At 72.0% G+C, this 19586-nt stretch carries 15 protein-coding genes; 10 read left to right on the forward strand and 5 right to left on the reverse strand.

The window, feature by feature from the left end; genetic code table 11:
- The first annotated feature begins 109 nt into the window (after nt 1–109).
- The 5 genes from AB0B29_RS01660 to AB0B29_RS01680 all read left to right on the forward strand — a co-directional run bounded on the left by AB0B29_RS01660 (nt 110) and on the right by AB0B29_RS01680 (nt 5759).
- On the forward strand, nt 110–1327 hold the full coding sequence (locus AB0B29_RS01660; RefSeq protein WP_362232525.1) for an NAD(P)/FAD-dependent oxidoreductase: 1218 nt from the start codon (nt 110–112) through the stop codon (nt 1325–1327).
- Complete coding sequence (gene nirB / locus AB0B29_RS01665) at nt 1327–3936, forward strand: nitrite reductase large subunit NirB (protein ID WP_362232528.1); 2610 nt, start codon at nt 1327–1329, stop codon at nt 3934–3936. The genes AB0B29_RS01660 and nirB overlap by 1 nt, the downstream gene beginning before the upstream one ends.
- On the forward strand, nt 3933–4283 hold the full coding sequence (nirD, locus tag AB0B29_RS01670) for a nitrite reductase small subunit NirD (protein WP_362232531.1): 351 nt from the start codon (nt 3933–3935) through the stop codon (nt 4281–4283). Before nirB ends, nirD begins: the two co-directional genes overlap by 4 nt.
- A gap of 45 nt (nt 4284–4328) precedes the next feature.
- Nucleotides 4329–4913, forward strand: coding sequence for a TetR/AcrR family transcriptional regulator (locus tag AB0B29_RS01675; protein ID WP_362232534.1), 585 nt, complete (start codon nt 4329–4331; stop codon nt 4911–4913).
- Nucleotides 4914–4991: 78 nt separating this feature from the next.
- Nucleotides 4992–5759, forward strand: coding sequence for an SDR family NAD(P)-dependent oxidoreductase (locus AB0B29_RS01680; protein ID WP_362232537.1), 768 nt, complete (start codon nt 4992–4994; stop codon nt 5757–5759).
- A 6-nt stretch (nt 5760–5765) separates the two neighbouring features.
- On the opposite strand, the gene AB0B29_RS01685 is transcribed toward AB0B29_RS01680, so the two are convergent.
- Complete coding sequence (locus tag AB0B29_RS01685; protein WP_362232540.1) at nt 5766–7070, reverse strand: helix-turn-helix domain-containing protein; 1305 nt, start codon at nt 7068–7070, stop codon at nt 5766–5768.
- Between the two features lie 232 nt (nt 7071–7302).
- Between AB0B29_RS01685 and AB0B29_RS01690 the strand changes: the two genes are divergently transcribed.
- The gene (locus AB0B29_RS01690; protein ID WP_362232543.1) at nt 7303–7731 is read left to right on the forward strand and encodes a peptidase inhibitor family I36 protein; all 429 of its coding nucleotides are present in this window, start codon (nt 7303–7305) and stop codon (nt 7729–7731) included.
- 80 nt (nt 7732–7811) lie between these two features.
- Here AB0B29_RS01690 and AB0B29_RS01695 read toward each other — a convergent pair whose 3' ends face one another.
- Nucleotides 7812–9611 (reverse strand): SulP family inorganic anion transporter, encoded by a 1800-nt coding sequence (locus AB0B29_RS01695; protein ID WP_436845780.1) that lies wholly within the window; start codon nt 9609–9611, stop codon nt 7812–7814.
- A gap of 200 nt (nt 9612–9811) precedes the next feature.
- Complete coding sequence (locus tag AB0B29_RS01700) at nt 9812–10417, reverse strand: carbonic anhydrase (RefSeq protein WP_362232546.1); 606 nt, start codon at nt 10415–10417, stop codon at nt 9812–9814.
- 217 nt (nt 10418–10634) lie between these two features.
- Between AB0B29_RS01700 and AB0B29_RS01705 the strand changes: the two genes are divergently transcribed.
- The 4 genes from AB0B29_RS01705 (at nt 10635) to AB0B29_RS01720 (ending at nt 14977) form a co-directional block, all read left to right on the forward strand.
- Nucleotides 10635–11471: a response regulator transcription factor gene (locus tag AB0B29_RS01705; protein WP_362232549.1), complete on the forward strand. Its 837-nt coding sequence runs from the start codon at nt 10635–10637 to the stop codon at nt 11469–11471.
- Complete coding sequence (locus AB0B29_RS01710) at nt 11468–12955, forward strand: sensor histidine kinase (protein WP_362232552.1); 1488 nt, start codon at nt 11468–11470, stop codon at nt 12953–12955. The genes AB0B29_RS01705 and AB0B29_RS01710 overlap by 4 nt, the downstream gene beginning before the upstream one ends.
- Before the next feature lie 230 nt (nt 12956–13185).
- On the forward strand, nt 13186–14343 hold the full coding sequence (locus AB0B29_RS01715; RefSeq protein WP_362232554.1) for an alkaline phosphatase PhoX: 1158 nt from the start codon (nt 13186–13188) through the stop codon (nt 14341–14343).
- A 115-nt stretch (nt 14344–14458) separates the two neighbouring features.
- Entirely contained in the window at nt 14459–14977 is a 519-nt protein-coding gene (locus tag AB0B29_RS01720; protein WP_362232557.1) for an NUDIX hydrolase, read from the forward strand.
- 216 nt (nt 14978–15193) lie between these two features.
- Here AB0B29_RS01720 and ppdK read toward each other — a convergent pair whose 3' ends face one another.
- Together ppdK and AB0B29_RS01730 are read right to left on the reverse strand one after the other, a co-directional pair.
- A complete protein-coding gene (gene ppdK / locus AB0B29_RS01725; RefSeq protein ID WP_436845766.1) occupies nt 15194–17941 on the reverse strand; it encodes a pyruvate, phosphate dikinase in 2748 nt (915 codons plus the stop codon).
- A gap of 406 nt (nt 17942–18347) precedes the next feature.
- Nucleotides 18348–19574: an ROK family protein gene (locus AB0B29_RS01730; protein ID WP_362232560.1), complete on the reverse strand. Its 1227-nt coding sequence runs from the start codon at nt 19572–19574 to the stop codon at nt 18348–18350.
- Nucleotides 19575–19586: the final 12 nt, after the last annotated feature.

The raw sequence follows: 19586 nt of genomic DNA on the forward strand, positions 1-19586 counted from the left end.
GCAGTTCAGGAACCCTCACACCCACCGCCGCCGCATGCTGAGGGCAGCGTTCCCCGCGGGAAACAGAGGTGATGCTGCCGGGTAACACCGGCACCGCACGCTCGAGTGCATGACCTCGAATGAGCGTGTGGTGGTGATCGGCACCGGCCTCGCGGGCGTACGGCTCGCCCGGCGGCTCGGTGAGCTCGGCACGCCCGCGCTGCTGATCGGCGAGGAGGAGCACCGGCCCTACAACCGGGTCCTGCTCGCCGAGGTGCTGGCCGGACGGTACAGCCCCGAGGTGATCGCCCTGCCGGCGCCGGCCCGGATCGTGCGTGGCCGGGTCGTCGGCGTCGACCGCACGCGGCGTACCGTCGCCTGCGCGGACGGGACGGTGATCGCATACGACCGGCTCGTTCTCGCGACCGGCTCCAACCCCGTACTGCCGCCGCTGCGGGGCCTGTTCACCGAGAACCACGAACTGCCCGAGGGCGTCCACGCCTTCCGGACCATGGACGACTGCCTGGGGCTGTCGAAGGCGGTCCGGCCGGGCGCGCGGGCCGTCGTCGTCGGCGGCGGTCTCCTCGGTGTGTCGGCGGCCCGGGCCCTCGCCCTGCGCGGCGCCCAGGTCGTCCTCGCCCAGCAGTCCGAGCGGCTGATGGAGCGACAGCTCGACCCGGCCGCCTCGAAGCTCGTCAAGCGGCACCTGACCGACCTGGGCGTCGAGGTGCACACCGAATGCCGGGTGCGGGACGTGCGCTGCGTCGGCGGCGCGGTCCGCTCGGTGGAGATGGCCGACGGATACGCGCTCGACGCGGACCTGGTGGTCGTCGCCTGCGGTGTCCGCCCCCGGGTCGGTCTCGCGCAGGACGCCGGACTCGACGTCCGCAAGGGCATCGTCGTCGACGACGAGCTGCGCACCTCCGACCCGTACATCCACGCCGTCGGCGACTGCGCCCAGCACGCCGACGTGCTCTACGGACTCGCCACGCCCGCGCTCGAACAGGCCGACGCCCTGGCCGAGTTGCTGGCCGGGGACCCGAGCGCCCGGTACACCGGCACGCGCTCGCTGACCCGGCTCACCCTCACGGGGCACGACAGCCCCTTCGACCTCGCCGCGTTCGGCGAGACCGAGGCGCTCCCGGGCGACGACGTCGTCCAGCTCGCCGACGCCACCCGCGGCACCTACCGCAAGGTCGTCGTCCGCGACGACCGCCTGGTCGGCGGGGTCCTCGTCGGCGAACTCGGCACCGTCGGCGCGCTCGCCCGCGCCTGGGAGGGAGCAGAGCCGCTCCCCTCCGACGGCGGCCCCCTGCTCCACCTGCTCACCAACGATGGAGGCTCTTGATGACGGCCACCCCGGGGTCGACCCCCACGATCGTGCTCGTCGGCCACGGCATGGTCGGCCAGCGCTTCCTCGAAGCGCTCGCCGAGCGCGGCCTGACCGCCACGCACCGCGTGGTCGTACTCTGCGAGGAGCCGCGTCCGGCCTACGACCGCGTCGCCCTCACCTCGTACTTCTCGGGGAAGACGCCCGAGGACCTCTCCATGACCGACATGGAGTTCATCAGCACGCACGGCATCGAGCTGTACGTCGGCGACCCGGCCGAGACCGTCGACCGTGAGGCGAAGAAGGTCACGGCCCGCTCGGGCCAGGTCTTCGACTACGACACCCTCGTCCTCGCCACCGGCTCCTTCCCCTTCGTCCCGCCGGTCCCGAACAAGGACGCCGAGGGCTGTTTCGTCTACCGCACGATCGAGGACCTGCTCGCGATCGAGGAGTACGCCAAGTCCAGGGCGACGGTCGGCGCGGTGGTCGGCGGTGGCCTGCTCGGGCTGGAAGCGGCCGGCGCGCTGAAGGGTCTCGGACTCACCTCCCACATCGTGGAGTTCGCGCCCCGGCTGATGCCCGTCCAGGTGGACGACGGCGGCGGTGCCGCGCTGCTGCGCACCATCGAGGAAATGGGCCTGAGCGTCCACACGGGCGTGGGCACGCAGGAGATCCTGGTCGACGCCGAGGGCGCCGTCACCGGCATGAAGCTCTCCGACGGCTCCGAACTGGCCACCGACATGGTGGTGTTCTCCGCCGGCGTGCGCCCCCGCGACCAGCTGGCCCGCGACTGCGGACTGACCGTCGGCGAGCGCGGCGGCATCGCGGTCGACGAGCAGTGCCGTACGGTCGCCGACCCGCACGTCTTCGCGATCGGCGAGTGCGCGCTGGCCTCCGACGGCCGCGTGTACGGCCTGGTGGCCCCGGGGTACGAGCAGGCCGAGACGGCGGCGGCCACGATCGCCTCGGACGAGGCGTCCTTCACCGGCGCCGACCTGTCCACCAAGCTGAAGCTGCTCGGCGTGGACGTGGCGTCCTTCGGTGACGCGCACGGCACCGCCGAGGACTGCCTGGACGTCGTCTACTCCGACTCCCGCGCCGGCCTGTACAAGAAGCTGGTCATCGGCCGCGACGGCACGCTCCTCGGCGGCATCCTGGTCGGTGACGCGGAGGCGTACGGCACGCTGAGGGCGTTCACCGGGTCGGTCCCGCCGGTCTCGCCCGAGTCGCTCGTGCTGCCGGCCGGTGCCGGGGAGTCCGTGCAGCTCGGCCCGTCGGCGCTGCCGGACGACGCGATCGTCTGCTCCTGCCACAACGTCTCCAAGGGCACGATCCGCGGCGCGGTCACCGACCACCAGTGCACGACCGTGCCCGAGGTGAAGAAGTGCACCAAGGCCGGCACCGGCTGCGGCTCCTGCGTGAAGGTCCTCGGCCAGCTCGTCAACGCCGAGCTGGAGGCGAGCGGCATCGAGGTCGACAAGGGCCTGTGCGGCTGCTTCGCACAGACCCGCGAGGAGCTCTACGAGATCGTCCTCGCGCTGCGCATCAACAGCTACCAGGACCTGCTGGACCGCCACGGCCGCGAGGAGGCCCGGGGCGGTGACGGCTGCGAGGTGTGCAAGCCGACGGTCGGTTCGATCATCGCCTCCCTCGCTCCGACGATCGGCGCGAGCGGCTACGTCCTGGACGGCGAGCAGGCGGCCCTGCAGGACACCAACGACCACTTCCTGGCCAACCTGCAGAAGAACGGCTCGTACTCGGTCGTGCCGCGCATCCCCGGCGGCGAGATCGCCCCGGAGAAGCTGATCGTGATCGGTGAGATCGCCCGCGACTTCGGCCTCTACACGAAGATCACCGGTGGTCAGCGGATCGACATGTTCGGCGCCCGCGTCGAGCAACTGCCGCTGATCTGGGCCCGGCTGGTGGACGCCGGCTTCGAGTCCGGCCACGCCTACGGCAAGTCGCTGCGCACGGTGAAGTCCTGCGTCGGCCAGACCTGGTGCCGCTACGGTGTCCAGGACTCCGTGAAGATGGCGATCGACCTGGAGCTGCGCTACCGGGGGCTCCGGTCGCCGCACAAGCTCAAGTCGGCGGTCTCGGGCTGCCAGCGCGAGTGCGCGGAGGCCCAGTCGAAGGACTTCGGCGTGATCGCCACCGCCAACGGCTGGAACCTCTACGTCGGCGGCAACGGCGGTGCCACGCCCCGCCACGCGGACCTGCTCGCGCAGGACCTGTCGGACGCCGAACTGGTCCGCCTGATCGACCGGTTCCTGATGTTCTACATCCGCACCGCCGACCGCCTGGAGCGCACGTCGACCTGGCTGGAGCGGATCCCCGGCGGCCTCGACCACGTGCGGGACGTCGTCGTCCACGACTCGCTCGGCATCTGCGACGAGCTGGAGCAGCTGATGCGGGCGCATGTCGCGCACTACCGCGACGAGTGGGCCGAGACCATCAACGACCCCGAGAAGCTCGCCCGGTTCGTGTCCTTCGTGAACGCCCCGGACACCCCGGACCCCGTCGTCGCCTTCGTGCCCGAGCGCGACCAGATGAAGCCCGACCTGCCGCTGCTGTCCATCGGCATGCGACCCGCCGCCGACGTACTGGAAGGAAGCGCCCAGCGATGACCCTGGCACTGGAGACCACCGACCTCACGATCGAAATCGCCCTGGACGAAGACTGGTTCGCGGTCTGCGACCTGAGCGCGCTGCTCCCGGGCCGTGGGGTGGCCGCACTGCTGCCGGACGGCCGGCAGGCCGCGGTCTTCCGCGACCGCTCCGGTGACCTGTTCGCCATCGACAACCGCGACCCCTTCACCGGCGCGGCCGTCCTCTCCCGGGGCCTCACCGGCACCCACCAGGGCCGCCCCTTCGTCGCCTCGCCCCTGCTGAAGCAGCGCTTCGACCTGTCGTCCGGCGAGTGCCTGGACGACGAGACGGTCCGGGTGACGGCGTACAAGGTGCGGACCTCGTAGAGCCTTTCTTGACCGATCATTCTCGATGGACCTAGGCTGCGATACGTGGCCAGGACCAAGGAGTTCGATCCGGACGCCGCGCTCCAGGCAGCCCTCGAGCTGTTCTGGCGGCGCGGCTACGAGGCGACGTCGATGTCCGACCTCGTCACGCACCTGGGCGTGGGACGCGCCAGCATCTACGCGACCTTCGGCAGCAAGCACGAGCTGTACCTGAAGGCACTGGACCGCTATCAGCAGTCGTGCGATCCGCAGTTGCTGGGCGAGCTGTCGACGCCGGGGCCGGCATTGCCCGCCGTACGGGCGGTGGTGCGTCGCTTCGCCGCCGAGTCCACGGCCGACGACCGTCGCCTGACCGGCTGTTTCGTCGTCAACACGGCCGCCGAACTGGCTCCTCACGACAGTGCCGCGTGCCGCCGCGTGGAGCACAGCTGGGACCAGCTGGAGACCCTGCTGCGGTCGGCTCTGGTCCGCGCGCAGGCCCAGGGTGAACTGGACGAGGGCCGCGATCCGCACGCTCTCGCCCGCATGCTGCTGGTCCTGATGCAGGGGCTGCGGGTGGTCGGCAAGGCGTCGGCGGACCCAGGCCGGGTGCGGGACGCCGCGGAGCAGGCCCTGACCTTGCTCGACTGAGACGGGCACCCCGCGAGGGTGCCCTTTTTCATGCCCACATACTGAACCGATCAGTCAAGAAATCCATCGGGAGAGTTCATGACGAACCGTTTCACCGGCCGGACCGCCCTCGTCACCGGCGCGGGATCCGGCATCGGACGTGCCACCGCCCTCGCGTTCGCGGCGGAGGGGGCGCACGTCGTCGTCGCGGGACGGCGCCGGGAGCCGCTGGAGGAGACCGTGACGCTGATCGAGGAAGCGGGCGGCAAGGCCCTGGCCGTCACCGCAGACGTCACCCGGGCCGACGACCTGCGGGATCTGGTCGACGCCGCGGTGGATCACTTCGGCTCGCTCGATGTCGCGGTGAACAACGCGGGAGTCCTGGAGGCCGGCGGGCAGCCCACCGCGGACGTCCCGGAGGACGCCTGGCGCCGGATGCTCGACATCAACGTCACCGGCGTGCTGCTGGCCCTCCAGGCCGAGGTGCGCCGGATGCGCACCCAGCCGGGCGGCGGCGCCATCGTCAACGTCGCCTCCCGCATCGGCGTCCACGGCCGCATCCCCGGCATGACCGCCTACGGCGCCACGAAGGCGGCCGTGTCGGTCCTCACGCGCGGCGCCGCCCTGGACCACATCGCCGACGGCGTCCGCATCAACGCCGTCTCACCCGGCGCCAGCGACACCACCATGTCCTTCAAGCCGGGCGAGACGGAGGCGGACCGCGCGGAGCGCATGCGGACCGCGGTACCGGTCGGCCGTGTCTCGACGGTCGAGGAGATCGCGGCCGCCGTGCTGTACCTGGCCTCGGACGACGCGGCATCGGTCGTGGGCACCGACCTGGTGGTGGACGGCGGTTCCACCGCCTGAGCCGGTTCAGCCCGGTGGCCGCGCCGTCGTGGACGAATGCCGGGGGGCCGGGGAGCGGGGGGCGTCGGCGGCGCGTTCGCAGTGCGGCCAGTCGCCGAAGTCGTGGTCCCGGCTCCACAGTTTCCGGGCCGCCTGGATGTTCCACTCCGGGTCCAGGGCCTCGCGTGGCGTGCCGCCCAGGTCCCGCAGGCGGGCATCGGAGATCTGGAACAAGCCCCAGTTCCGGGTGCCGTTGGTGTTGGGCAGGATGTGCAGCGGGTCGAGGAAGGACTGGCAGTCGGCGATGGCCACCGCCTTGTCGGGCGTCTCGGGGAACACTTCGCGGACCCGCTCGCGGACCTTCTCCGCGGGCCAGACGCTCATCCGCACGTCAGAGGTGTAGAGCGCCTTCTTGGTGGGTTCCCCGACGACTCCGTTGGGCTGCAGTCCGGCAAGCACCTGGAAGGCCGTGACCCGGCGCAGGGTCTGCGGCCCGAAGTCCCCGTCGACACCGATGTCCGCGCCCTTGGCGTGCAGCAGGCGCTGCACCTCCCGCACGCACTCGTCGTGCTCGCCCATCGCGATGACCGGCGGGCAGCCGGCCGAGAACAACGGCCGGTCCTCGCCCGTGCCGCGTCCGCCGCCGGAGGGCGACCGGCCGTTCGTCAGGGCCCAGGCGGAGACGCTGACGGCGGCGACGATCACGACGATGACGGCGGAGGTGCGCAGCCGCCGCCGGCGGAGTCGACCGGCGGGCCCGGGGGCCGGAGCGGCGTCCGGCTGACCGGTGCGGTCGGGGGTTGAGGGCGGGGCGTCTGCCCGGGCGGGGGCCTTGGGCAGGGCCCCGGGCCGGTCGGGAGCCGGGGACGGGGACGGGGACGGGGCGTCTACCCGGTCGGGAACTTCGGGCAGGGTTCCGGGCAGGTCGGGGGACGGGGCCGGGGGGTCTGCGCCGTCGAGGGTCGGGGCCGAGGCTGGGGCATCGGGCTGGTCGACGGCCGGGGCGGGCGTGTCTGCGCCGTCGAGGGCCGGGGCCGAGGCCGGGGCATCGGGCCGGTCGAGGGTCGGGGCATCGGCGGCGGTCCGCGCCGCGTCCGCCAAAGCCCACAGACGGTGCAGGGTGCGCAGTTCGTCCGGGGTCGCGCCGCACACCGTGGCCAGCCGGTGGACGCTTCCGTAGTCCTGCGGCACCGAGGTGCCCCGGCAGTACCGGTGCAACGACGAACCGGACAGTCCTGACTTCCTGGCGAGGGCCTCGTAACTCAGCCCGGACCGGCTCTTGAGCGAACGCAACAGCGCGGCGAACCGCTCCGTTTCAGGGCATGCGGACAACGCCTCTCCCCCCTCGGAATCCCCAACGGACGCTGGTCGGACGTCTCGTGCCGACACTGTGCCACCAAAGGCGTCCCATGGCCGTCCCAACGGTTCGGGAACGCGCCAGGCAGGCGGTGGGACGCCGTCCCGGCATCCCAACCGGCCCCGCCGCCCTTGCCCCGCCCGGTCACGCCTTGCCAGCGTCTGGCCGTCCGCAACACCACCCCCCGACTCCGAGGAGACCCGGCTCATGCGCCTTTCCGCACTCCGGCACACCCGTAGGAACCCGCTGCTCGCGGTTCTCGCCGTCAGCGCCGCGGCCGTCACCGCCCTGGCCGTGCCGAACTCCGCGTCGGCGGCCCCGGCCGCGCCCACCGCGGTGGACTGCGCGTCCGGCCACGTCTGTTTCTGGACCGGCGCCAACTTCACGGGGAGCAAGTGCTCGTGGGACGTGGCCGACCCCGACTGGCAGAGCGGTGCCATTCGGTGCTCCTGGGCCGCCACGACCAACGTGAAGTCGGTGTGGAACGCCGGCACCAGCAGCTCCAGCGGTGTCGCGTACTACCGGGGGGCCGACTACTCCGACCGCGTCGGCTGCACCCGGCAGCAGCACGGCGGCAACCTGGCCGGCACGTACAAGGTCCGCTCCCACAAGTGGATCTCCGGCAGCTGCGGCTGAACCGGCCCGCACACGAAAGCGGTGGCGTGCACGCCCACTCGGGTGTGCACGCCACCGCGGCATGCCCAGCAGCGGATCGGTCAGCCCACGAGGGGCGAGCGCGCCTGCTCCTCCGGCAGGGGCCGGGTGTCGAGGTAGAACCACTCGGCGTCGGCGGTGGGCCAGGGCGACGGCCCGGCCGCCTCCTCCTGCGCGGTGGGCCAGGGCGACGGCCCGGCCCCCTCTTCCTGCGCGGTGGGCCAGGGCGACGGCCCGGCCCCCTCCCCCTGCGCGGTGGACCAGGGCGACGGCCCGGCCGCCCCCTCCCGCGCCGTCGGGATTCGGCGCCTGGGCAGCGGCGCCGTGGCCGGAGCCTCGAAGTCGGGCGTCCCGGAACCGGCCGGCTTCGCCTCCCCCGGCATCAGCAGCTCCACCCGCAGCCCCAGCCCCCGCTGCTGGGCGGTGAACTCCTCGACCTGGTTGCGGCAGGCGTGGTCCAGGTGGGTCACGCCGGTCAGGTCCAGACGGATCCGCGGCTTCCCGGACGCGGCGGCCGCCTCCAGCGCGTCGATCACCTTCGGCAGCCGCAGGAACGTGGCGTTGCCCGCCATGACGACCTTCGCCGTGTCCTGCTCGACGTGCTGGCGGACCACCGTCTGCGACATGCGCAGCGCGGCCAGTACGATCCCCGCGGCGAGGCCGAACAGCACACCCTCCAGCAGCGCCGTCGCCACGATGACCAGCATGGTCAGCGTCATCACCGCGAACTCGCCCCGGTCCTGCCGCCACATCTTCGGGAACTCGGCGGGCCCGAACAGCTTCCAGCCGCTGTGCACGAGGACACCGGCCAGCACGGAGATCGGGATCAGCGCGAGCACCTGCGGCAGCAGCAGCGCGAACGCGAGCAGCCACAGGCCGTGCAGGGTGCGGGAGAGCCGGGTCTTGGCCCCCGCCTGGACGTTGGCCGAGCTGCGCGCCACCACCGCGGTGACGGGGAGCGCGCCGAGGAGGCCCGCGACGGTGTTGCCGGCGCCCTGCGCGATCAGCTCGGTGTTGTAGCGGGTGCGCGGACCACTGTGCATCCGGTCCACGGCGGCGGCCGTGAACAGGCTCTCCGCGGACGCGATGACCGTGAAGGTCAGGATGGCGGTGATGATCGTCCCGTCGGCGAGTCCCGCGAACTGCCCGGCCCCCGGTACGTCCACCGAGTTGAGCAGGTTGCCCACCTGGAGCGTCTTCACGTCCACGCCGGGCAGCGCGGCGACGAGCATGCCGATGCCCACGGCGACCAGGGCTGCGGGGATCTTCCCGGCCGGTCCGGGCACCTTCTTCCAGACGAAGCCGAGCACGATCGTGACGACGCCGAGCAGGGTGGCGATCATCGCCTGCGGGTCCGTCAGGGTGCCGGCCAGCAGCCCGGGGATCCCGGCCATGTTCTCGATCGGGGTGCCGGGGGCCTTGGCGTCGGCCATCGGGTAGGCCTGGCTGAACATCAGCGGGACGCCGATGCCGGCGAGCATGCCCTGGACGACGGCGACGGAGATGGCCTGGAACATCCGGCCGAGACGCACCAGTCCCAGGACGATCTGGAGGATGCCGGCGAACAGCACGATCACGCCGAGCATGGCCACGCCGACCTCGGCGACGGTCTCCGCGACCAGCGCGGCGAGCCCCGCGGCCGGGCCGCTGACCTGGAGCGTACTGCCCCGGACCGCGCCGACGACCAGGCCGCCGATCACCCCGGAGATGATCCCCAGTTCGGCGGGAACGCCGGAGGCGACGGCGACACCGATGCACAGCGGCAGGGCGACGAGGAAGACGACGAGGGAGGCGGTGATGTCGGTGACGATGTCCCCCCTCGCTCCCCCCTTGCCCCCACCACCCTTGGCGCCACCGACCAGACCCCGGATCAGCCCGCCGAGCGCACCGACGCCCGCGCCGCCGGGGGAACCCCCCGTGTCCCCCGCGAAACCGGTCCCCCACTCGGCGTCGCCCCCCGGTGGCGGCCCGCCCCCCTGCCGGCCGCCCTCACCGCCCGACGGCCCCCCGTAGCGTCCGCCCCCCGGGCCTCCCCAGGTCCGCCCCCGCGCATGCGCCCCGCTCACGCGGCGTGCACCCGGAAGTCGCCGTCGTCGCCGAGCTCGTACACGAACCCGGTGTCGACCTCGTAGTACCAGCCGTGCAGCCGGAGCCGGCCCGAGTCGAGGCGTTGCCGCACCACCGGGTAACTCCTCAGCGCTGTCAGCTGGTTGACGACGTTGCCCTGGGAGACCTCCGGCAGGGACGGGTCGTCCGGGGCGGTCCGGAGCACGGAGGTCAGCTCGGGGCGGGCGATGCGCAGCCAGGCGTCCACGCCGGGCAGTGCCGACAGGTCGTCGCCGGACTTCAGCGCACCCATCGCACCGCAGTGTGAGTGACCGCACACCACGATGTCCTGAACCCCGAGCACCTCCAGTGCGTACTCGATGGTGGCCGCCTCTCCACAGGCCCCGGGCCGTTCGTAGGGCGGCACGATATTTCCTGCGTTCCGGAGCTCGAATATCTCCCCGGGTCGCGCACCGGTGATCAGCGCGGGGATGACCCGCGAGTCCGAGCAGGTGATGAACAACGCCTGCGGATATTGCCCTTCAGCCAGTTTCCGGAATTCGCCGCTGTCGAAATCAGGACGCGTCCTGAACGCACGGGCACGGTCCAGCAAAGCCTTCAACGCACTCTCCTGAGCTGGGTTTTCGTCCGATGCGCCCCACCGTAGACGGCCGACCTACAGAGGAAGGTTAAGCAAAGTCCAGAGCCCGGCCAGCAATTGAACATTCTTTGCCCTCATTCCCAGACGCGGCGTCTTCTTGTAGCGTGTGAACTCCGCGGCAGGGAATGCGAATTGACGCTGCCCGGATTCATGCCGGTTTCACGGAGAGACAGGACGTATGGGCCTACGAGTGCTGCTCATCGAAGACGACGAGACGATCGCCGAGCCGCTCACCGAAGGGCTCGGCCACTTCGGGCTGACGGTCGACCACGTCGCGACCGGGACGGACGGACTGAGAGGCCCGTACAACGACGTCGTCCTGCTCGACCTGGGGCTGCCGGACATGGACGGCATCGACGTCTGCCGCGGCATCCGGCAGGTCTCGGACGTCCCCATCGTCATCCTCAGCGCACGCGGCGAGGAGGCCGACCGCGTCCTGGGTCTGGAGCTGGGCGCCGACGACTACCTGGCGAAACCTTTCAGCGTGCGCGAACTGGTCGCCCGGGTCCGTGCCGTGACCCGCCGCTCACAACGCCCCCACCAGGCGTTCCCCGAGGCCGCCGGCCCCGCGCCGGGCACGCGGGGCACTCCCCATCCGCCGCCGTACGAGCCGGCCCCGGCGCCCGCCCACGAACCGGCCCCGGCACTGTCCTACGAACCTCCCGCGACCACCTCGTACGACCCGGCCCCCGACCCGCCGCACGACCCCGGCCCGCTGGTCGTGGACCGCCGCACCCGCCAGGTCTGGGTGGGTGACACCCCCGTCCTGCTCACGCCGAAGGAGTTCGACCTGCTGGCGCTGCTCAGCGAGGACCCGGGCGCGGTCTACTCGCGGCAGCAGATCCTCGACCGCGTCTGGGACCCGCACTACGACGGTCCCACCAAGACCCTGGACGTCCATGTGGGCGCGCTGCGCCGCAAGTTGGGGCACCCGGCGTGGATCAGGACGCTGCGGGGTGTCGGTTTCCGGCTGTCGGCGCACCCGGGCCACACCGCGCAGGTGGCCTCTCCGTGACCCGCCGGCTGCTGCTCAGCTACCTCAGCCTCGCGGCGTTGGTGCTGCTCTGCCTGGAGATCCCACTGGGCTTCGTCTACTCGCGCGGCGAGCGGGAGCGGGTCGTCAACGCGGCGAAGGACGAGGCCGAGTCGGTCTCCGCGTACGCCGCGCTGTCCCTCGCGGCGGGGCGGGCCGAGCGTGACCTGCCCACGCGGGCGGCGCACTGCGCGGAGCGCATCGGCGGGAAGGTGGTGATCGTCGACGCCTCGGGCGCACCGCTCGCCACCTCGCACCCGGTGGACGCCGGGGTCTCCGGCGACCTGGCCGCCCGGCCGGGCATCGCGGCCGCGCTGCGGGGCACGTCGACGGTGGACGTCCGTACCTCCACGATCGGCGGGGTCGAGTACCTGTCCGTGGCCGCGCCGGTCGGCCAGGGGGCGCGGCCGGCGGGCGCGGTGTGGCTGACGGTGCCCACCCGGACGGTGCACGAGCGGGTCCACCACGTGTGGCTGCTGCTGGTGCTGGGCGGACTGGCCGTGCTGACGGCGGTCGCCGTGGTCGGGTTCGCCTTCGCCCGCTGGGCGGGCCGCCCCATCCGCGAACTGGAGCAGGCGACGCACGACCTGGCCGACGGTGGCCGGTTCGCCCCGGTGACGATCACGAAGGGGCCGCCGGAGGTCCGCTCTCTGGCCGCCGCCTTCAACCACACGGCTGCCCGGCTCGCCCATCTGCTCTCGTCCCAGCGGGCGTTCGCCGGCGAGGCCTCGCACCAGCTGAAGACACCCCTGGCGGCGCTGCGGCTGCGCCTGGAGAACCTGGAGCCGGACATCGCCGCCCGGGCCCGGGGCAGCCTCACCGCCGCCGTCACGGAGACGGACCGGCTGGCCCGGATGGTGGAGCACCTGCTGGCCATGGCGCGGCTGGAGGAGCACGCCGCCATTCCCGCCACCGTCGACCTGGGCACGGTCTGCGCAGAGCGGCACCGGACGTGGCAGCCCCTGTTCGCACGGGAGGGCGTCTCGCTCGTGCTCTTCGCGGGGAGCGTGGGCCCGGTGCTCGCGGTGCCGGGGGCCGTCGAGCAGATCATGGACAACCTGCTGTCCAACGCCCTGCGGGCGTCCCCGGCGGGCAGCACCGTCACCATCGAGCTGCGGTTGCAGGCCCCGCCGCGGCGGGCGTTGCGCGACAGCAGGCCGCGCTGGGTCGACCTGCACGTCACCGACGAGGGCCCGGGCATGACGGAGGAGCAGCGGAACCGCGCCTTCGACCGTTTCTGGCGCGCCCCGGGCGCCCCCAAGGGCGGTACGGGACTGGGCCTCGCCCTGGTGCAGCGCCTCGCCCACGCCAGTGGCGGCGAGGCGGCCCTGCGCGCGGCGGCGACCGGCGGCCTGGACGTGGTGATCCGGCTGCCGTCGGCACGGCCGTCGGGCGAGCCCGGTCCGGGGCCGGGCGGCGACCGCCCGAGGAGGCCGCGACGGGAGGCACCGGCACTGCCGGCGTAGGCGCGCCCGGGAAGTCCCCGTGCCGTCGGCGCAGTGGCCCCGTGCCGCCGTGCCGCCGACGCGGACCTGTCCGCCATGGGGCACCGGCGGCGCACAGCATGCCGCCCCACGGCCACGATTTGTCCATGCTCCGTCAACCCGGTGCCCCTAGCGTTCTCTCCGCCTCCCCCACCACCACGCACGACCCTGCCGCCGACCGGCGGCAGGGCGGTACGGCACCTGGAGTGAGAGTGGAACGTCGTAGCCTTCTGCGTGCGGCCGTCCTCGGCGGCACATCGGCCGCTCTCGGCGGAACCCTGTGGCGCGGCGCCGCGTACGCGGCCCCGGCCCAGCCCGGCGCCGGCCCCTACGGGCCCCTGGGCTCCCCGGACGCCAACGGCATCAGACTCCCCGCCGGCTTCACCAGCCGCGTCATCGCCCGGTCCGGCCGGCAGGTCGGGAACACCTCGTACACCTGGCACAACGCCCCGGACGGCGGCGCCTGTTACGCCGACGGCACGGGCTGGATCTATGTCTCCAACTCGGAGATCAATCCCTCGGGCGGCGCGAGCGCGGTGAGGTTCTCCTCGACGGGCACGATCACCGGCGCGTACCGCATCCTCTCCGGCACCCGGCAGAACTGCGCGGGCGGCAGGACGCCGTGGAACACCTGGCTGTCCTGCGAGGAGGTGGACCGGGGCTACGTCTACGAGACGGACCCGTGGGGCACCGACGCGGCGGTGCAGCGCGCGGCGATGGGCCGCTTCAAGCACGAGGCGGCGGCCGCCGACCCGGTACGCAGGGTGATCTACCTGACGGAGGACGAGACGAACGGCCGCTTCTACCGCTTCGTGCCGACGACCTGGGGCAACCTGTCCTCCGGCACACTCCAGGTGATGGTCGCGGGCAGCGCCACCAGCGGCTCCTTCACCTGGACCGACATCCCCGACCCGGACGGCTCCCCCACCGCCACCCGTTCCCAGGTCTCCGGCTCGAAGTCCTTCAACGGCGGCGAGGGCTGTCACTACGCGAACGACACGGTCTGGTTCACCACCAAGGGCGACAACCGGGTCTGGCAGCTGAACCTCCAGAACAACACCTACGAACTCGCCTACGACGACTCCCTCGTCAACGGCACGGCCCCGCTCACCGGCGTCGACAACATCACCGGCACCTCCTCCGGTGACCTGTTCGTCGCCGAGGACGGCGGCACCATGGAAATCTGCGTGATCACCCCGGACGACGTCGTCGCGTCGTTCCTGCGCGTCGACGGCCAGTCCGCCTCGGAGATCACCGGCCCGGCCTTCTCCCCGGACGGCGCCCGCCTGTACTTCTCCAGCCAGCGCGGCACCAGCGGCAGCTCCTCGGGCGGCATCACGTACGAGGTCACGGGCCCGTTCCGGTCGTGACGGGGGGCGCGTGCACCACCTGAGCCGGATCCGCCGGTGACCATCGGCGGGCCCGGCCGTTCCACCGGTTGGGCGGTTCGCAGCGGGCTGCCCAGCCGACGGAAGGAACACCACCGTGGACACGACCGTGCCCGCCCCGGACGCGCCGGGTGTGCTGCCCCGTGCCGAGTGGGTCAAGACACTGCCGCAGACCATCGTCGCGTCCTGCGTCCTGCTGCTCGACGACGAGGACCGGATCCTGCTGCTGCGCTACGCCGGGGGCCTGCCCGCAGCGGGGCTCTGGGGGCTGCCGGGCGGCATGCTCGACCACGGCGAGGACCCCGTCGGCGCCGCGCGCCGGGAGCTGCACGAGGAGACCGGCATCGCCCTGGACGAGGACCTGCGGTTCCTCGGATACGACCACCGGGCGGATGTGCTGGAGACGGGGCCGGTGATCGACTTCTACTTCCACGGTGGCCGGCTCCCGGCCGGGCAGCCCGTCCGGCGCAGCCCCGAACACGACCACCACGGCTTCTTCAGCCTCGCCGACCTGGAATCCACCCCGCTGGCGACCGGGCTGCCCACCCTCACCGCGCTGCTGACCGCGGCCCGGACCGGCACCGTCGTGTGCCTGCGGGAAGGACTCCCCGGCTAGGCGGCAGGCGTCCCGGCCAGGGAAGGGCCTGCGACACGGGCGAGAGGCTTCCCGGACGACGAAAGTCCTCCCGGACACGCGAAGGGCCCGGACCGCCGGCAACGCCGAAGGGGCGGCACCTCCGCACAGGTGCCGCCCCTTCGTCTCGTGCTCCGGAGCCGCCGCGATCGGTGAGGGTCGGGGACCGCCGACGGCTCCGGGTTCTCCGCCCCCGGGTCAGCGGTGGTCGCTGCCCTGGGACTGGACCGCCGCCCGGCCCGCCTCCAGGCGGGCCACCGGGATGCGGAACGGGGAGCAGGAGACGTAGTCGAGTCCGACCTCGTGGAAGAAGTGGACCGACTCCGGGTCGCCGCCGTGCTCGCCGCAGACGCCGAGCTTGAGGTCGGGGCGGGTCTCGCGGCCGGCCTTGGCGGCCAGCTTCACCAGCGAGCCGACGCCGTCCTTGTCGATCGTCTCGAACGGGGAGACACCGAAGATGCCCTTCTCCAGGTACGCCGTGAAGAAGCTCGCCTCCACGTCGTCCCGGGAGAAGCCCCACACCGTCTGGGTCAGGTCGTTCGTGCCGAAGGAGAAGAACTGGGCGGCCTCGGCGATCTGACCTGCGGTCAGCGCGGCGCGCGGCAGCTCGATCATCGTGCCGATGGACAGCTTCAGCTGCGCGCCCGAGGCCGCCTCGACCTCGGCGATGACCTTGTCGGCCTCCTCACGCACGATCTCCAGCTCCTGGACCGTGCCCACGAGCGGAATCATGATCTCGGCGCGCGGGTCGCCCTTGGCTGCCTTGCGCTCGGCCGCGGCCTCGGCGATCGCCCGGACCTGCATGGTGAACAGGCCGGGGATGACCAGGCCGAGACGCACACCGCGCAGACCCAGCATCGGGTTCTGCTCGTGCAGCCGGTGCACGGCCTGGAGCAGGCGGAGCTCGTTCTCGTGCGGCTCCTGGCGGGACTCGGCGAGCGCGACACGCACCGACAGCTCGGTGATGTCGGGCAGGAACTCGTGCAGCGGCGGGTCCAGGAGGCGGATGGTGACCGGCAGGCCGTCCATCGACTCGAAGAGCTGCACGAAGTCCTGCTTCTGCAGCGGCAGCAGCTGCTTGAGGGACTCCTCGCGCTCGGTGTCCGTGTCGGCGAGGATCAGACGCTCCACCAGCTCGCGCCGGTCACCGAGGAACATGTGCTCGGTGCGGCACAGGCCGATGCCCTGGGCGCCGAAGCGGCGGGCGCGCAGCGCGTCCTCGGCGTTGTCGGCGTTGGCGCGCACCCGCAGCCGGCGCTTGCGGTCGGCGAAGGCCATCATGCGGTGGACGGCCTCGACCAGCTCGTCGGCGTCGTCGGCGCCCGGGTGCATCCGGCCCTCGAAGTACTCCACGACCGGCGACGGCACGACGGGTACCTCACCGAGGTAGACCTTGCCGGAGGAGCCGTCGATGGAGACGACGTCGCCCTCCTCGACGACGTGCCCGCCCGGCACGGTCATCCGGCGGCGCTTGGTGTCGACCTCCAGCTCCTCGGCGCCGCAGACACAGGTCTTGCCCATGCCGCGCGCGACGACGGCCGCGTGGGAGGTCTTGCCGCCGCGGGAGGTCAGGATGCCCTCGGCGGCGATCATGCCGTCCAGGTCGTCGGGGTTGGTCTCGCGGCGGATCAGGATGACCTTCTCGCCGGATCGGGACCACTTGACGGCCGTGTAGGAGTCGAAGACGGCCTTGCCGACGGCCGCGCCCGGGGAGGCGGCGATGCCGCGGCCGACCTGCGAGACCTTCGCGTCCTCGTCGAAGCGCGGGAACATCAGCTGCGCGAGCTGGGCGCCGTTGACGCGGGTGAGCGCCTCGGCCTCGTCGATCAGGCCCTGGTCGACCAGCTGCGTCGCGATGCGGAAGGCCGCGCCCGCGGTGCGCTTTCCGACGCGGGTCTGGAGCATCCAGAGGACACCGCGCTCGATGGTGAACTCGATGTCGCAGAGGTCCTTGTAGTGGTTCTCCAGCGTCTCCATGATCTGCATCAGCTGGTCGTACGACTTCTTGTCGATCTGCTCCAGCTCGGCGAGCGGCACGGTGTTGCGGATGCCCGCGACGACGTCCTCGCCCTGGGCGTTCTGCAGGTAGTCGCCGTAGACGCCCTGGTGGCCGGAGGCGGGGTCGCGGGTGAAGGCGACGCCGGTGCCGGAGTCGGGGCCGAGGTTGCCGAAGACCATGGAACAGACGTTGACCGCGGTGCCGAGGTCACCGGGGATGCGCTCCTGGCGGCGGTAGAGCTTGGCGCGGTCGGTGTTCCAGGAGTCGAAGACCGCGTGGATGGCGAGGTCCATCTGCTCGCGCGGGCTCTGCGGGAAGTCCCGGCCCGCCTCGGTCTTGACGATCTTCTTGAACTTGGTGACGAGCTTCTTGAGGTCGGCGGCCTCCAGCTCGGTGTCGACCGTGACCTTCTTGGCCGCCTTGGCCGCTTCCAGCGCGTCCTCGAACAGCTCGCCGTCGACGCCGAGGACGGTCTTGCCGAACATCTGGATGAGGCGGCGGTAGGAGTCCCAGGCGAACCGGTCGTCGCCGGCCTGCTTGGCGAGGCCCTGGACCGACTTGTCGGAGAGGCCGATGTTGAGGACGGTGTCCATCATGCCGGGCATGGAGAACTTGGCCCCCGAGCGCACCGAGACCAGCAGCGGGTCGTCGGCCTGGCCGAGCTTCTTGCCCATGCGGGCCTCGAGCGCGTCGAGGTGGGCGCTCACCTCGTCACGCAGTGCCGCCGGTTCCTCGCCGCTGTCCAGGTAGACCTTGCATGCCTCGGTGGTGATGGTGAAGCCGGGAGGGACCGGAAGGCCCAGGTTCGTCATCTCGGCGAGGTTCGCGCCCTTGCCACCGAGGAGGTCCTTGAGGTCCTTGTTGCCCTCGGTGAAGTCGTAGACGAACTTCACGCCCTCAACGCTCGCGGCCTGCTCGGCTACCGGGAGATCTTTGTTTTCCGACACGGGTCTCGACTCCTCGAGGACGCGGTGGCTGCCCTGACGGGCAGGAACATACCCAGATCAAAGGCGTCTGGGTACGTCCACTTGTGCGTCATGCGCCTGTAACCACTCGTCCGCCAGCGGATCGAAAGTCAAGGCTGAGCAAGCGATCACAGCCGCATGTTTTCACTTCTTGAACGCAAGAGCCTCCCCCGACCCCGTCAAGCGCTCATCTGAGCGAAGTTTCCGCACATTTGATTTCGCTCGATGAACGATCAAACGGTGGCACTCAGTGCCACCCCTTGGAGAAGTGCAGCCGCTCAAGATCCGCTCATCTGAGCGCAACCCTTATCAGGGGTGGCGAGAATCACGCTGCCACAAGCGCCGCGATTTCACCATGCGGACGTGTCCCGGAACCGAAACGCGGCCGTCACACCCCCATGGCACGCAGCCGCTCCTCGGCCCGCTCGGGCGCGTAGAGGTGCTCCACGACCATCGCACCGGCTCCGACCAGCGCGGCCCGCTCGCCCAGCCGTGCGGTCACGACATCGAGGTGGGCGGTGGAGCGGGGCAGCGCCCGCTGGTACAGCAGTTCGCGCACGCCTGTCAGGAAGGCGGTTCCGGCCAGATCCCCGCCGATCATCAGGACGCCGGGGTTGAGCAGTGTCACGACGGTCGCGAGGACGTCCCCGACGCGGCGCCCGGCCTCCCGGGCGAGTCCGACCGCCTCCGGGTGCCCGGCCGCCAGCAGATCCCGTACGTCCGAGCCGGAGGCCGCCGGCACCCCCGCCTCCGCCAGCCGCCGGGCCACGGCGCCGCCGCTCGCGACGGCGGCCAGACAGCCGTAGGAGCCGCACCGGCACAACGCCCCGGTGCCCTCCGGCACCCGGATGTGCCCGATGTCGCCCGCGCCGCCGTCGACGCCCCGGAACACCGAGCCGTCCACCACGACCCCGGCGCCGATGCCGGTGGAGACCTTGACCAGCACGAAGGCGGAGCAGTCGGGGTAGCCGCTGCGCTGTTCGCCGTACGCCATGAGGTTGGCGTCGTTGTCCACCAGCACCGGCACTCCGGCGGCGCCCGCGTGCTCGGTGAGCGCCCGCGAGAGTCGGCCCCTTATGTCATAGCCGTCCCAGCCGGGCATGATCGGCGGCTGGACGACACGGCCGGTCCCGGTGTCCACCGGGCCGGGCACCGCGAGCCCGACCCCGCAGACCGCCTCCGCCCCGTGCCCGGCCTTCTCCAGCAACTCGCCGAACCACCCGCCGAGTTCGCCGAGGACCCTGTCCGGCCCGTCCTCGACGACGAGGGTGCCGGAGTGCTCGGCGAGGATCTCGCCGGACAACGACAGGACCGCCGCCCGGGCGTGCCGGGTGTCGAGGTCGGCGGCCAGGACCACCGCGTGCTCGTCGTCGAACTCCAGGGTGATGGAGGGCCGCCCGCCCAGCGGTGAGTCCACCGGCCCCCCGGCGCCCTCGCGCAGCCAGCCCGCGCGGAAGAGCCGGTCCAGCCGCTGCCCCACGGTGGCCCGGGACAGACCGGTCACTTGCTGCAGCGCACCCCGGGTCACGGCACGGCGACTGCGCACCAGTTCGAGCAGATCGCCGGCGCTCGACTGACCCGCGCCTCGTCCGGTTCTCCCGGCCTGTCCGGTCATGTACACCCCCTT

The sequence above is a fragment of the Streptomyces tibetensis genome, assembly GCF_040647715.1.
Lineage (GTDB): Bacteria > Actinomycetota > Actinomycetes > Streptomycetales > Streptomycetaceae > Streptomyces > Streptomyces tibetensis_A.

Coding starts and splice junctions, on each gene's coding strand:
- AB0B29_RS01680 (WP_362232537.1), top strand. CDS start 4,992: ATGACGAACCGTTTCACCGGCCGGACCGCCCTCGTCACCGGCGCGGGA.
- AB0B29_RS01705 (WP_362232549.1), top strand. CDS start 10,635: ATGGGCCTACGAGTGCTGCTCATCGAAGACGACGAGACGATCGCCGAG.
- AB0B29_RS01660 (WP_362232525.1), top strand. CDS start 110: ATGACCTCGAATGAGCGTGTGGTGGTGATCGGCACCGGCCTCGCGGGC.
- nirD (WP_362232531.1), top strand. CDS start 3,933: ATGACCCTGGCACTGGAGACCACCGACCTCACGATCGAAATCGCCCTG.
- nirB (WP_362232528.1), top strand. CDS start 1,327: ATGACGGCCACCCCGGGGTCGACCCCCACGATCGTGCTCGTCGGCCAC.
- AB0B29_RS01690 (WP_362232543.1), top strand. CDS start 7,303: ATGCGCCTTTCCGCACTCCGGCACACCCGTAGGAACCCGCTGCTCGCG.
- AB0B29_RS01730 (WP_362232560.1), bottom strand. CDS start 19,574: ATGACCGGACAGGCCGGGAGAACCGGACGAGGCGCGGGTCAGTCGAGC.